Origin of the sequence: Kitasatospora sp. NPDC056446, from assembly GCF_042796115.1 — a bacterium.
Lineage (GTDB): Bacteria > Actinomycetota > Actinomycetes > Streptomycetales > Streptomycetaceae > Kitasatospora.
This window is the reverse complement of sequence record NZ_JBHTRF010000116.1, coordinates 1-12,763: the sequence shown is the minus strand read 5'-3', so window position 1 is coordinate 12,763 and position 12,763 is coordinate 1. Positions and strand designations below refer to the sequence as shown.

Sequence of the window (12,763 nt, the reverse complement as noted above, 5' to 3'; positions counted from 1 at the left end):
GGCGGGTGGGTTTTTGGGGGGGGGGGGGGGGGCCCCCCCGGTAGGGCCGGCCCCACCGCGCCCCCCACACGCTTTGGGGGGGCCCCGGCGGGCTGCCCCTACCCCCCCGCACCCGTGGATGAGCGTCAGCGAGGGGGGCCGTAGCGGAGATCCACGAAGGCACCTGCCAGTCCGCCGAGCGCGACGGCGGGTACGACCGCCGCCCGGAACTGGCCGGCCATCGCTCCCGAGACCACCGCCAGGACGATCACGGCCGACGCGACCGCCCAGGCCTGCGGCGATCGCGGCAGCAGAGGCACAGGCTTGCCGTTCCGTCGCCGCCGGCTCCACTTCACGGCGACCAGAACCACCGCCACCGCAACAAGCGGCGGTACCATCACGTGCGCGGATATCCCCATAACCTTCGCCCTTCTGGACCGCTGGTTGCAGTACCCACCACCGTAGCCCGGGTACGGGTGAGGTAGCCGGTGTCGGCGAAGGCCTCGGTGTAGCCCTGCCACCGGCGGCTGCCGAAGCACCACCGGATCGCGGCATGCGGGCCCTGGTCCGTCAGCTGGTCGAGGCCGCAGCATTCGTGGTGGCGATGACGCGGCGTCCTGACGCCTGAACCCGATGAGGAGAGCCGGTGCGCGACTATCTCGCTGAGGTCTTCGCCATGCTCGGCCCTGGCGAACAGCGTTTCACCAGGGCCGATGCATGGGCCGAGTTGGAGGCCGAGATCGGCACTGGCTTCCCGGAGGACTACAAGGCGGTCGTTGACGCCTATGCCCCGATGCAGATCAACGGGCACCTGTATCTCTCGCACCCGGCCACCGAGCGCTGGAACCTCGGGAAGGAGATCCGCGACACCTCCCAGGCCTGGGCCGGGCTCGACTGGGACCGGGAGGACTGGCTGGAGCCGGAGGAGGACATCCGAGTAGTCCTCGGCTTGCAGGAGGTGCGGTTCGGGACGAAGGACGGTCTGATCCCGATCACCCGCACTGATCGTGGCGAACACGTCTTCCTGGCCCCGTTGCCCGACCGCACGGGACACCGGATCTGTGCGGTGGAGCACGACGGATCCTGGTACGAGTACCGGATGAGCTTCTCCGAGTGGCTCTACCGCTACCTGGTCGGCGAGGACATGGTCGGCCCGAACAGCTCCGCCTTCTACCCCGGCCCGGTGCTGCTGGAACCGCTGCCGATGGCACCCGATGACCGCCCCACACCGATGTACGGCCCAGAGCGCGGCATGTGACTGACACAGGCGCTTCGGCCTGACGACGGATGCTCACGGACACGGGTGGGCGGGGCGCGGTATCGCAGACGGGCAAGCCGGCTGCCGAAGTCACAGCTTCCTACATCTCCCGGCGCGGATGGTGGTCAGAGCCCGGCACAGCGGCGGACGGTGGTCGGCTGGGCAAAGACGGCGGGCGGAGACGGCGAAGGGGCGGCCCGAGCGCGGGCCACCCCTTTCATCGCCTATCCTCCAGACGATCTCTGCGGTGACCAGCACCACAGGCATATCTGGTGGGGGTCCGTCCGTGAAATCAGCACCCTTAGCAACACGTCCGAGTCCACGCGGCCGTCGCCTACCAAGGAAAGCTCGCCAGCCTCGGCCATGCAGGTGCTGATCATCGTGCACGTCATCCTGGGGACAGCCTACGGAATCAGCTCAACGTTCCTCACCGCGACCGCGCGGCTCACCATGCCTCTGTTATCGCCGGCCGCGACTGGTGAGCGCGGACCGGAAGGTCCCTGCTGGTCTTACAGTAGCCATTCGTTGATGGCCGTAACCAGCACGGACGCGTGATAGTAGAGAGTAGGAGAAGATTTTCGTGAAGGTGGAAGACCGCGGAGCGGAGGTCATGGTCACGATGGCGCGGGAAGAATTCTTCCTCGTCGTTTCGCTCATGAGCGAAGCGCTTGAGACCGGCGACGCACGGGACTTCGAGACACGCGTAGGTGCGTCGATGGACGACGTGCGATCTCTCCTGCGAACGTTGCCAGACCTTCCGTTTGGCAACGGACGCTACTGAACTTGATCGAGTGGCGTCGGGGCACGCCGCAGGGTGGCGGGAGGCCCGGCTCGCGCCTTCCCGGTGTGGCCGGAGCACGATGATGATGTTCGCGTGATCCGAGACTTCCCGCCGTTGCCGTTGCCCCAGTACGCCGTGGTCCGTATCGACTGTTCGCCAGAGATGCCCGCCGAGATCGCCGCCGATCTGCGGCAGATCGGTGTCCCAGCAAGGGCTGATTGGTCATGAGTACCAACCGATGACCGAGCGAGGCGGCTGTCGACGAGTTCCGGGCGGTACTGGATCCTCTTGAGGCGACTTTTCAGGCCGTGGCCGGCGCCGCTCGCGTCCGGTCGGACTCCTCGACCAGCGCGGCCTCCGCCTGTGGGGCGGGGCCGCCTGGCTGCTCGGCCTCGTCCCTGTCGGTGTGGGCCACCGGTTCAGCTCGACGCGAGCGGGCGTCGGTGGCCCCCGGTCAGCGGCGGCCGGTGGACAGGATGACAAGGAACTGGCCGCCGCCCGCCTCGATGTCAGCGGTCACCGGCAGCTCCGGTGTCAGTCGGGAGAACCGGTCCACCAGCCAATCCGCCGCTTCCCGGGCGTCCTGCCTGGTCGGACAACGGCCCACCATCTCGCGGCCCCCCTTGCGCTCCAGCCTCGCGGCAACGGTGATCAGCGGCGCGGGCTCGGACACGTACAGGCGGTCCGGCCAGGCGATGACCACCTTGACCGCGCCCTTGCGGGTGTTGCACCCGCGGTGCGCCAGCCGCTCCGCGACCTTGGCCTTCCGGTCGGAGGTCCGGCTGTCGACGCTGGGCCCCCTCGGGTCGTTCACCGACTTGTCGGGGTCGACCGGCTCGTCGCACACCCAGCACCGCCAGCCGTCACGCTCAGCCACATCATCAAGGAGACTCATCCGAGCAAACTAGCCTGCCCGGACGCCACCCCGCTCACCAGGGCCTCCGCAACCAGGAGAGCGAGCACCCGAGTGACCTCCTCACCCGGCAGCCGCTCGCTCTCAGGAAGGCAGCGCTCCTGGCCGCTACTGGTCGACGGTGAAGACCACCGCCAGGCCGTCCGCCGCCGCTGCCTGGTAGAACTCCCGCAGGTCGGGGAAGAACGCCTCCGTGTAGTCGAGGTCGTCCTCGCCGCGCTCGCCGTCGTAGTCCTCGAACTCCAGCTCCGCGTACCGCCGCCGCAACCACGCCCCGTCCAGCGGGGCAAGCGCCTCGGCCACCGCCCGGACCTGCGCCGGGTCCAGGAAGCAGACCTCGTAGTCCTCGCCCTCGTGCAGCGGCCGCCCGCCGAGGATCGCGTGCGACAGCGGAAACCGCCCGTTGTCGTAGTGCAGCCGGCCGTCCGTCAGGCACCGGTGCAGCGCGTCCCACGCCTTGTCCAACTCGCACACCCGCAAGACGTCCCAGGCCTCCTCGACCTCCTCCACCACCTCCCGCACCCGCTCGTCTCCCCCACCTGCCAGCAACCGCGCCGACTGCTCCTCCGTCAACGCGAACAGCACTCCCAAGCACGCCATCCCGGTGCCTCCCCTCTCCTCCCCGCATCCAACAGCACCCCACCGACAACCGTTCTCCGTCACGCGGTTCGGTACGGCTGCCCAGGCGGCGTAGGTGTCGGCAGGATGGGGGCTGAGACCGGCCATTCATCACGCCTAGTGAGCGCCTGATGGCGAAAGGCGCCAGGTCCACCGGCTCGATCACCGCTCTCGGGGGCTCGTGCTGCCCTGCCCGGCGCGATGAGCCGGCGTCACAGCGCGTCGTAGGTGAACTCGTCTACCGGGCCGGTCGGGGACGAGTAGCCGTTCGACAGCACGGTGACGTCGATGGTGCGGGGCTTGCCGATGGTCGGGGCGGGTACGGTGGCTACGATCTCGCCGGGTGTGCCGGGCTCGCCGGTGTGCGTGATCCGGACGGACGGGGAAGGGTTGTCGCCGAAGAAGACTTGGGCGTCGGAGCCGAAGTTGAAGCCGGTGATGGTGACGGGGTCGCCTTTGCGGCCCTTGTCCGGGGCGATGCCGGTGATCATCACCGGGGCGGGGCCGCCGTAGGCGAACTGGCCGAAGGGGACGGCCGGCGAGGTGCCGAGGGTGGTGGTGACCCGGACGGCGACCACGCCGACGCCCGGGGGTGCGAAGACGCTGATCGAGCTGTCGCTGCTGACGACCGGGTCCTGGCATGCGACCGGGCCGAAGTCGACCGCCGTGCCCGGGCCGAAGCCGCTGCCGGCGATGACGACCGCGCTGCCGGCCGCGCCGAAGTTGCGGGTGACGGCCCGCACCACTGGGCCCGGCAGCACGTCGGGGGCGCCGAGCAGGCCCAGGTAGGTGGAGTTGGCGTGCTGGTAGGCGACCTGGCCCATGAAGTCCTGGAGCGACTTCTTGACCATCACCGGGTCGTAGTCGTTCTTGTAGTCCGAGTTCAGCTCGTTGGCATTGCCTGGCTGGGCGTAGCCGTGGGGGCCGCGCAGGGCGGCGATTGCCGTGATGACGGCGTCGACGTCGTCGTTCGCTGCCGGGCCGGGCGGGTCGGGATACCACTGCTTGGCGTCTTCGAGACTGGTCCAGGCCTGCGGCACCAGGTCCCAGGCGTTGTAGTAGCGCTCGTTGGCGACCCAGGTCAGGGAGTCGACGTAGGCCGCGAAGTCCGTGCCTCCGGCGGTGGGGGCGGCGAAGGTGTAGAGGCCGAACCGAGGGGTGGTGCCGGGCCAGGTCTGCGTCTGGAGGTAGGGCGCGACCATGGTGGCGATGCACCCGCCGAGGCTGTGGCCGATGACGTGGACAGTGGGGTTCGACGCGGCCCCGGCGAGGGCGTCGGCGAGCGCCTGCACCAGGGTGATACCGGCCGTGCTCATGGTGACGACCTGGCTGAACGCCTCCATCGCACCCTTGGACACGGACACCGGGGCGGGTGGCGAGCCGACAGCGGCGAACGGGACCACCGTACCCACGTCGAGGTCCTCCAGTAGGTCCGTGACGTTGGCGACCGTGCCGCGCAGGACCACGGCGAACACGTTGGCGGAACGACTCGCGGCCAGGTACGCCATGTTCGCGTTGTCCGGGCTCAGCGCCAGCCACTGCAGGCTCCACTCGCTCCCGATCGCGAGTGAGGACGCGGCCAACTGCTGGTTGATGCCCAGGAAGATCCGGTTCTGCTGCTCCGCCGGCGTCTCGCCCGACGGACGCGGGGTGGCGGCGGTCGCCGCGATCGCCGCCAGCGTCATGGCCACCTGGGGCATTGTCAGTGCGCTCGGCTCCGTCGACATGCGTGCTCCCCGGAAATGGGTCGCCTCACGGACGGGGAGGCCGTGTCCCATCTGGGTTCCGCCGCAGACGTCTGACGATGTGTCCGGGCACGGGATGTCATGCCATCGGACGTACGCCGCCGTGGCCGGGGCGGATCAGCCGCGGGAGCCGACGTCTCTCACCACCTTCCCGGGTGGCCCTCCGTTCCCGTGGCGATGTCCGTGACGAGGCCCGGGGATTGATCCCGGCTGACGCGGTACGGAGTCACCTTCTCCGGCGGGAGCTGACCGGCCGCGGATGTCACTCGGTGTGAACCGGTGGCTGGTCGACCCCACGGGTGCGGAGCCAGTACGAGCGGGCGGCGATGGTCAGCGCGACACCGTACGTGGCAAACGCGACCATGCCGATCCAACTCATCAGCAGCGCGTCCCCCGAGGAAGGGGCGTCGCCCTTCCGCATCGTCACCACGCCGGCCGTGGCCAGGGTGCAGTAGCCGAGCCCGAGCACTCCGTAGGGAGCGAGGGTGGCGGCGCCGATCAACGCCGGGGTCAGCGGGAGCCAGCGGGGAACACGTCGGCCGCGCAGGAAGAGTGTCCAGCGCGGGAAGGCCTGACCCCACGGGCAGACCAGCCCCCACAGCAGGAAGACGCCGAGGACGCCCAGCAGAACGGTGGAATCCAGGCCCCAGGATTCGAGGGTGAGCCAGATCCCCGAGGCGCCATTGCGTTCGGAGACCGCGATCATCTCCTGGCCGCTGATCCCGGCGAAGGTGCCGCCGAACACCCAGACCAGCTTCATCGCGACATACGGAAGGAAGGCCACACTCCCGGCGCAGGCGGCGAGTTGGACCCGCAACGGGGCGAGAGAGGGTGGCGGCGCGGCAGCGCCGGCAGTCGGGCGACGGTCAGCTCGGGCAGTGGCCGCAAGCAGGAGCGCGCCGGCAGCTGCCAGCGAACGGTTCGCGGCGGCCACCCGGTCGTCCACTCCCTCGCCGGTCATCAGCGTGATCACGTCCATCAGCAGACTGAACGCGGTGATCGCCGTGAGTCCGCAGAGCACCCAGAGCGACACCCGCAGCGCCGGCCGCAGCCCGTGGCGCACCACCGCCCCGCAGACCAGCGCCGCCAGTGCGCCCACCGCCACGACAACCCAGTCGAGCGCGGCGGCACCGCGGATGACGCCGTGGTGGAACACCGGCGTCCCGCTCAGGGCGCAGGCAAGCCCGAACGCACCGTAGATCGCCGCCCACAGCACTGTCACCCGGCCCACCCAGCCCGGCCATCCCCGCCACTGCATACACCAGAGGGTCCTCGACATTCGTCCGTCACCAGCCATACCCCGAACGTCGCATCGACCGCCGTGGTGTGGCATCGACCGCCCGAACGATCGGCCTCCCCCTGCCGGGTGAGTGTTCTCCGGCGAGGCTGCGTCGCCGAGCACGACAGACGTCCGCGACCACGCACGTTCCCGACTTCGCTGTCACCGATCAATCAGCTTCCCGGAATCGGTGACACGGACGGCGACGGCAGGACGGCGGCAAGGGGCGGGCGGGCCGGGCGGCGGGCGCCCCGGCTCAGTCCGGTGTGTCCATCAGGAAGGTGAGGTAGGCGTCCAGCCGTTCCTCCATGACCCGTGTCGTCAGCTCGGTCCGTCCTGCCTCCTGCCACGGCTGCGCCACCCACCGCACTTCCTCCGAGAACGCCAGCGGGCTCCGCACCCGCCAGTACAGCCGCTCGCGCGCGGCCGCGGCCAGTGTCCCGCCGGCTTCCTGGTACGCCTCGGTGAAGCGCAGGCCCCACGCCGGGCCGTGCAGCAGGGCGAGGTTGGTGGAGCAGTGCGCCACGTCGAGGTCCGCCGGGCCCCAGGAGGCGGCCGCCCAGTCGACGACGCCGGTGATCCGGGCACCGGTGGCAGCGGCCGGGTCCTCGGACGGCAGGTCGAACAGCACGTTGCCGGGCTGGAAGTCCCGGTGCAGGAACCGCCCTTCATAGCGCGGCGCGGGCTCGCGGATCACGTCGATCGCCGCGGCCCATGCCGCCGCGTCGGCGCCCTCGGGGGTCACGACCGTATCGGCGGTCGACAGCGCCACGTACTCCCGGGGCCGGCCGGCCGGCCGCACCGCGTGGATCGCCACGAGTTGACGGGCCAGCAGGGGAAGGCGCGTCTCCAGCCCCTCGTCGTCGAGGAACGTGCGGCCCGGCAGGTGGGTCATGAGGAGCGAGGGGTACTCGCAGTACTCGGCGGTCGGATCCACGGCGACGAGCCCAGGAGCGGCCACGTCGGTTGCGGTGAGGGTGGTCAGGGCGTCGGCCTCCCTGTGCAGGAGGTCCTCGGCCGGCCCCTGCCGGGTCGGGTCGACGAAGGAGCGCAGCACCAGGTACCGGGTGCCGCCGTCCCGCGTGCCGATGGCCAGCCTCCGCATCTCGGCGGTGGCGCCGCCGTGCAGCGCCTCGGCTCCGACGATCCGCTCGCCGGCCTCCAGGTGCCGTCGTACCCAGGCCAGCGTCAACGGGCGGACAATCGCAGCCTCACCGTGGTTCGTCACCACGCCACCCCATCATCCGAACGACCGCACGCGCTAACGCTTTTCTCCGAACGGGGGACCCGATGACACAGTCCCCGCACCCCCGCAGCCCCCAGATCCCCCAGATCCCCCAGATCCCCCAGGGGCAGGCTCGACCGGAACGGCAGCGGGGGCAGCGACGGGTGGGCGCAGCACGCGAGGTCGACGTCGACGTCGACGTCGGCACAGCGGGCGGGACGGCGGGACGGCGACCAGGTGGCCGACACCTGCCGGACGGGTGAGGTGGTGGTGACGGCACGCACACCGGGTCGTTGTCCGGACATGACCGTCACCAGGCGTATCGCCGCCCTCACCGTCCTCGTCGTCACCGCTCTCCCCCTGGCCGCGGGCACGGCCGGCGCCGCCACGCACGTCCGCCACGTCGAACCGCCCGTCACCGTCGTCCAGTGCGAGGAAGGCGACGGCTGGGTGGCCACCGACATCAGCGAACACCGCGAGTTCTGCGCCGGCGGGGACTACGACGACCGCTACGTCGTCTGATTCCGACACCGTCCCAGGGCCGCCCACCCTCACGGACCGACAGCGGGCGGCGGGCTGCAGGCGGCCCGGCCGTCCGGCGTTCGGTTCGTCAGCGGTCGGGGTGCTCCCCGGCGTGGATCAGCCGGATGTGCCGGTGCCGGCGTGCAACCCTTGCGGCGGCGCGGAGGTGAGTAGGGCAGAGCGACGGCCCGGTCGGGTCGTCCCGCGGATGCGAAGAGGAACTGGATGACCGCGAGCATATTGCCCGTCCCGGTGGAGGACCCGCCCCCGTCCGTCATGGCACCGGCTTCCGCGGGCGGCCCCGGCCCGTGGGAGCTCGACTTCGAGGGGTTCGCCGCCACGCGCTGGCGACGGCTGGTGCGCACCGCCTACCTGCTCACGGGCGATTACCACGAGGCCGAGGACGTGGTGCAGGCGACGTTCGCGAAGGTCTTCAGGAACTGGTCCCGGATCAGCCGCCTGGAGGAGCCGGACGCCTATGTCCACCGGGCCCTGGTGAACAACAACCTGAGCCGCCACCGCAGGCGCCGGGTCAGGCAACTGCTCACGCCCGTGCTCCCCGACCGGGCGCACGCCGGCGGCGGCGGCCACCGCGATGTCGAGGAGCGCTCGGTGCTGCTCCAGGCACTGGCGGAACTGCCGCAGCGCCAGCGGGCCGTGGTGGTCCTGCGCTACTGGGAGGACATGAGCGAGCACCGGGTCGCCGAGATCCTGGGCTGTTCGCTGGGCAACGTGAAGAGCCAGGCCAGCCGGGGCCTGGCGAAACTGCGCCGGCACCCGGCGCTGGCCCCGTACTCCACGGGCACCGCTTCGACGACCGACGGCACGAACGGAGGCAACAGGTGATGGACACCGAGGACATGGTGCGCGACGCCCTGCGGGACGAGGCGGCCCGGGTCGCGGTGGCGGACTGGTCCGCCGGGCCGGTACGGGACCACGTGCGCCGGCAGCGGCGGGGGCGCCGGGTGGCGGTGGGCGCGTCGGCCGTGGCGGCCGCGCTCGCGGTGCTGTCCGGAACGGGCGCGGTGCTGTCCGCGCAGCAGGGGGCCCAGGCCGTCGCACCGGCCTCGCAGGCTCCGCTCGTACCGGAGGGGCCGGCTCCCGAGCCTGTGGTGGTGGAGCCCGGCCAGGAGCTGCCGCTGGGCCGCCCGGACTGGTGGATGCGGCTGAAGGACCGGGAGATCTGCATCCACGACGCCCCCGCCTACGGGAGCGGTCCGGGATGCGGCGGGCACTCCTGGGGGGGCAACGCGACCGAGATCACCATGCAGTACTACGGGAGCCCCCCGCAGCACCAGGAGGCCCTGTACAACCTCGTCTACCACGGGCCCGGGCAGGTGGCCCGGATGACCATCGAGCTGGACGGCCGCGCGTACTGGGCCACCGTCGTCTCACTGCCGGGCACCCCGGGCTTCGCCAGCGGCTATCTCTGGGCGCCCGATCTCAAGGCCCCCAAGAGTTCGACGGCGTTCCCACTCGAAGGGATCAAGCTCGCCGCGTACGACGCCCAGGGAACGCTCCTGACGAGCAAGACGGTGTCGTCCTGACCCCGGTGCGCGGGACCGCCGTGCAGGCGCTCCCGCGCACCCGCTGCGGCGCGTTCAGTGGTGCGGGCCGGGGGTTCCGTCCGCGTCGGTGACGGCCACCGTCCGCAGTTCCGGCGAGCGCAGGATGTCCTTCTCGCAGAAGCGCGAGGTGACCCACCGGGCGGTGGAGTACAGCCTGGTCTGGTCGGTGGAGTGCGGCGAGCGGGGGTCGGAGGACTGTCCGTGTTGAGGGTGACGATGTACTGCCCGGGCACGGCCCTGGCGGAGTGCGCCACGGTCAAGGCCCGTACGGCGGCGGGCGGTTCGACGGCGTGGTCGGCGTGCGCGGCGGGGGCGGCGAGCGCGGCCGGGGCCGTGACGGCGGTGAGGGCCGGCAGCAGGGCCGCTGACGCCCGGCGCAGGGGCAGGTGCACGGAAGTTGCTCCGATCGGTCGGGACTGCCGGCGGGCCCAGTGGCCCCGGGGCATCCGGATCATCGCCGGTGCGGCGACCGTATCCGGGCCGCCCTGCCGGGCACGGGGAGCGGAGAACCCGTACGGGTGCCTACGTGGCCCACGCTGTCCGGGGAGGATCGCGTGAGCGTCCGCACCCGGAGGTAGGGCGCCTAGCCAGGGGACGGGTGAGGTGCGTGCCGACGCAGCGCTGCGGCGGGCGGGGCCAGGTGGCGGGGCACTCCCCATAGGGGGCGTCACCTCCTGAAATAGGCCCCCAAAAACCGGTGTTCGGCCAACGTTCCGACAACTCGTCGACTGGAAAGCCGAGTTATTTGATCTGTCGAGCGAGCGGCGGGAAAGGTGATTCCCGGACGGCGTGTTCACCCCCGCTTCGGCGCGCCACCGGGGCGGTTCGCCGCACCGCTCCGTCCGCATGGCCCACCGTGCCCGGGAACCATTCGCCCTTCGTGTACGTCCCGCACCCGGGGCTCGGCCGTGGGTCCGCCGACCACCGCCGCCGCGCCCGCCCCGCCTCGAAGACCCCGGATGACCAGCGGTGATGATGCGACAGGACGCCGCCGCCCCGGCGGTCCGGCCAGGAGGCCGGTGCGGTGAGTCACCGTTTCGGCGCCATGGCAAGGGCCTCGGGGCCGGCCCGCATCGAACCCTGATGGCGTGATCTTCCTCACGTGCAAATCGCCGGTTCATCCGATTTCACCCGAGCTGCCCCACCTGGCCCAGTCGCGCCAGGGACGCTTTTCTCATGCTTTTCTGATGAAGCGTTGACATTCCTTTTAGCTGTCCGTGAAGATCCGCTCGATCATTTCCCGCATACCGGAAGTCGGAGCTTACGTACAGTGAGAACAGCAGCAAGACGGTCGGGCGGCGTGCTCGCCGCGGCACTCGCCGTGGTCGCGTTGGCCGCGACCGCGGTGGTGCCGGCCGCCGCCGCCATGGCCGGGGGGGCACCTCCGCCCGGCGCGACGGATTCCCAGGACACCGCCGAGACCCTGGCCGTTCACGAGGCCGCCAGTACGGGCAAGCCGGTGGAGGTGCTCGCCAAGCGCAGCGAGACCAGTGACACCGTGGCCCAGCCCGACGGCAAGCTCACGACGACCACGTACGTCCAGCCGAAGCGGGTGCGCAAGAATGGCGCCTGGGTGGAGCTCGACCCGACGCTGCAGTCCGTGCCCGGCGGCGCCGTCGCGCCCAAGGGCTCGACCGCGGACCTGCGGTTCTCGGGTGGCGGCAGCGCGCCGTTGGTCACGATGGCGCGGGCCGGCAAGGAGCTGAAGCTCAGCTGGCCGAAGCCGCTGCCCAAGCCGGTGGTCAACGGCGCGACGGCCGAGTACGCGTCGATCCTGCCGGATGTGGACCTGCGGCTGTCCGCCACCAAGACCGGGTTCACCCAGGTCATCGTGGTGCACACGCCCGAGGCCGCGAAGAACCCGGAGCTGGACCAGCTGCGGCTCGGCCTCCAGGGGAACGGTCTGACGTTCAGCCAGGAGGCGGACGGCACCCTGAAGGCGAAGGACCCGTCAGGCGGCGGCACCGTCTTCGAGGCGCCCGTCCCGGTGATGTGGGACTCCTCCAAGCCGGCCGTACCGGCGGACGCCCCGAAGGCTCTCAAGGCCGCCCCGCAGGCCGAGGTCGCCGCCCCTGCGCAGAACGACCCCGCCGCCGCCGGCTACGGCGATCTGCCCGGCGAGGGCGCGAAGATGACGCGTCTCAAGGTCGAGCTGCCCAAGGACGGCCTGGTGCTGTCGCCCGACCAGGGCATGCTGGACGCCGCGGACACCGTCTACCCGGTGATGATCGACCCGGCGTGGAACACCCCGCACGCCGGCGACTGGGCGGGCGTCTCCCGGACCTACCCCAACCAGCCGTACTGGCACTTCACGTACAACAGCAACTACGTCCACGACTGGGGCGTCGGCTACTGCGGCGACACCTCGCGCTGCGCGCCGACCGACGTCAAGCGCGCGTTCTTCCAGGTGGCGAACCCGTTCGTCGGCAAGCAGGTCCTCTCCGCGACCTTCGGCACCTACGAGAGCTGGTCGTACTCCTGTGACGCCCGCCCGGTCGAGCTGTGGAGCACCGGCTACATCGGTCCCGGTCTGACCTGGAACGCCCAGAACGCCAACGGTTTCTGGAGCCGCTACCTCCAGACCATCAACACCGCCAAGGGCTGGAGCGGCAACTGCCCCGGCGGCTGGCTGGAGTACGGCGAGGACGGCGCGGTGCGCAACCTCGTCCAGGACGCCGCCAACTGGGGCTGGCCGACCATCACCTTCGGGCTGAAGGCACAGAACGAGGGTGACACCCTCGCCTGGAAGCGCTTCACCGACGACGCCTACCTCCGGGTCTACTACAACCTGCGGCCCAACCAGATCCCGATGTCGGACATGACGATGTCGCCGGGCTCGGTCTGCCAGTACCCGGGTATCCGGATCAACCGGATG

At 70.8% G+C, this 12,763-nt stretch carries 12 protein-coding genes and 2 pseudogenes; 7 read left to right on the top strand and 7 right to left on the bottom strand.

Annotated elements, in window-relative coordinates; all coding sequences use genetic code 11:
• Positions 1-125: 125 nt before the first annotated feature.
• Complete coding sequence (locus tag ACFQ6N_RS38095; RefSeq protein WP_380658708.1) at positions 126-299, bottom strand: hypothetical protein; 174 nt, start codon at positions 297-299, stop codon at positions 126-128.
• Positions 300-625: 326 nt separating this feature from the next.
• Here ACFQ6N_RS38095 and ACFQ6N_RS38090 point away from each other — a divergent pair, with 326 nt between their 5' ends.
• Together ACFQ6N_RS38090 and ACFQ6N_RS38085 are read left to right on the top strand one after the other, a co-directional pair.
• Positions 626-1,237, top strand: a complete 612-nt coding sequence (locus tag ACFQ6N_RS38090; RefSeq protein WP_380658707.1) for an SMI1/KNR4 family protein — start codon at positions 626-628, stop codon at positions 1,235-1,237.
• Positions 1,238-1,817: 580 nt separating this feature from the next.
• Positions 1,818-2,018, top strand: coding sequence for a hypothetical protein (locus tag ACFQ6N_RS38085; RefSeq protein ID WP_380658706.1), 201 nt, complete (start codon positions 1,818-1,820; stop codon positions 2,016-2,018).
• Between the two features lie 454 nt (positions 2,019-2,472).
• Here the strand turns inward: ACFQ6N_RS38085 and ACFQ6N_RS38080 are convergent, their stop codons facing one another.
• From ACFQ6N_RS38080 to ACFQ6N_RS38060, 5 genes are all read right to left on the bottom strand, one after another.
• Positions 2,473-2,913, bottom strand: coding sequence for a hypothetical protein (locus tag ACFQ6N_RS38080; RefSeq protein WP_380658705.1), 441 nt, complete (start codon positions 2,911-2,913; stop codon positions 2,473-2,475).
• Between the two features lie 126 nt (positions 2,914-3,039).
• Positions 3,040-3,531, bottom strand: coding sequence for a YfbM family protein (locus ACFQ6N_RS38075; protein ID WP_380658704.1), 492 nt, complete (start codon positions 3,529-3,531; stop codon positions 3,040-3,042).
• A gap of 230 nt (positions 3,532-3,761) precedes the next feature.
• A complete protein-coding gene (locus ACFQ6N_RS38070; protein ID WP_380658717.1) occupies positions 3,762-5,234 on the bottom strand; it encodes an IPT/TIG domain-containing protein in 1,473 nt (490 codons plus the stop codon).
• Positions 5,235-5,556: 322 nt separating this feature from the next.
• The gene (locus tag ACFQ6N_RS38065; RefSeq protein ID WP_380658703.1) at positions 5,557-6,516 is read right to left on the bottom strand and encodes a hypothetical protein; all 960 of its coding nucleotides are present in this window, start codon (positions 6,514-6,516) and stop codon (positions 5,557-5,559) included.
• A gap of 313 nt (positions 6,517-6,829) precedes the next feature.
• Positions 6,830-7,801: a phosphotransferase family protein gene (locus ACFQ6N_RS38060; protein WP_380658716.1), complete on the bottom strand. Its 972-nt coding sequence runs from the start codon at positions 7,799-7,801 to the stop codon at positions 6,830-6,832.
• Between the two features lie 300 nt (positions 7,802-8,101).
• Here ACFQ6N_RS38060 and ACFQ6N_RS38055 point away from each other — a divergent pair, with 300 nt between their 5' ends.
• From ACFQ6N_RS38055 to ACFQ6N_RS38045, 3 genes are all read left to right on the top strand, one after another.
• Entirely contained in the window at positions 8,102-8,320 is a 219-nt protein-coding gene (locus ACFQ6N_RS38055) for a hypothetical protein (protein WP_380658702.1), read from the top strand.
• Between the two features lie 276 nt (positions 8,321-8,596).
• Complete coding sequence (locus ACFQ6N_RS38050; protein ID WP_380658715.1) at positions 8,597-9,166, top strand: SigE family RNA polymerase sigma factor; 570 nt, start codon at positions 8,597-8,599, stop codon at positions 9,164-9,166.
• The gene (locus ACFQ6N_RS38045) at positions 9,166-9,867 is read left to right on the top strand and encodes a hypothetical protein (protein ID WP_380658701.1); all 702 of its coding nucleotides are present in this window, start codon (positions 9,166-9,168) and stop codon (positions 9,865-9,867) included. The genes ACFQ6N_RS38050 and ACFQ6N_RS38045 overlap by 1 nt, the downstream gene beginning before the upstream one ends.
• Before the next feature lie 54 nt (positions 9,868-9,921).
• Here ACFQ6N_RS38045 and ACFQ6N_RS38040 read toward each other — a convergent pair.
• Positions 9,922-10,092: pseudogene (locus ACFQ6N_RS38040) on the bottom strand (penicillin acylase family protein); the annotation flags it as partial.
• A 41-nt stretch (positions 10,093-10,133) separates the two neighbouring features.
• On the opposite strand from ACFQ6N_RS38040, the gene ACFQ6N_RS38035 reads away from it, so the two are divergent.
• Positions 10,134-10,256 carry a hypothetical protein gene (locus tag ACFQ6N_RS38035; protein ID WP_380658700.1) on the top strand — a complete coding sequence of 41 codons (123 nt, stop codon included), beginning with the start codon at positions 10,134-10,136 and terminating at the stop codon, positions 10,254-10,256.
• Positions 10,257-11,188: 932 nt separating this feature from the next.
• Positions 11,189-12,763, top strand: a pseudogene (locus ACFQ6N_RS38030) (LamG domain-containing protein); the annotation flags it as partial.

Excerpts from the sequence above, each read along its gene's own strand:
- ACFQ6N_RS38075 (WP_380658704.1), bottom strand. The coding sequence starts at position 3,531 with ATGGCGTGCTTGGGAGTGCTGTTCGCGTTGACGGAGGAGCAGTCGGCG.
- ACFQ6N_RS38045 (WP_380658701.1), top strand. The coding sequence starts at position 9,166 with ATGGACACCGAGGACATGGTGCGCGACGCCCTGCGGGACGAGGCGGCC.
- ACFQ6N_RS38050 (WP_380658715.1), top strand. The coding sequence starts at position 8,597 with ATGGCACCGGCTTCCGCGGGCGGCCCCGGCCCGTGGGAGCTCGACTTC.
- ACFQ6N_RS38055 (WP_380658702.1), top strand. The coding sequence starts at position 8,102 with ATGACCGTCACCAGGCGTATCGCCGCCCTCACCGTCCTCGTCGTCACC.
- ACFQ6N_RS38080 (WP_380658705.1), bottom strand. The coding sequence starts at position 2,913 with ATGAGTCTCCTTGATGATGTGGCTGAGCGTGACGGCTGGCGGTGCTGG.
- ACFQ6N_RS38070 (WP_380658717.1), bottom strand. The coding sequence starts at position 5,234 with ATGACGCTGGCGGCGATCGCGGCGACCGCCGCCACCCCGCGTCCGTCG.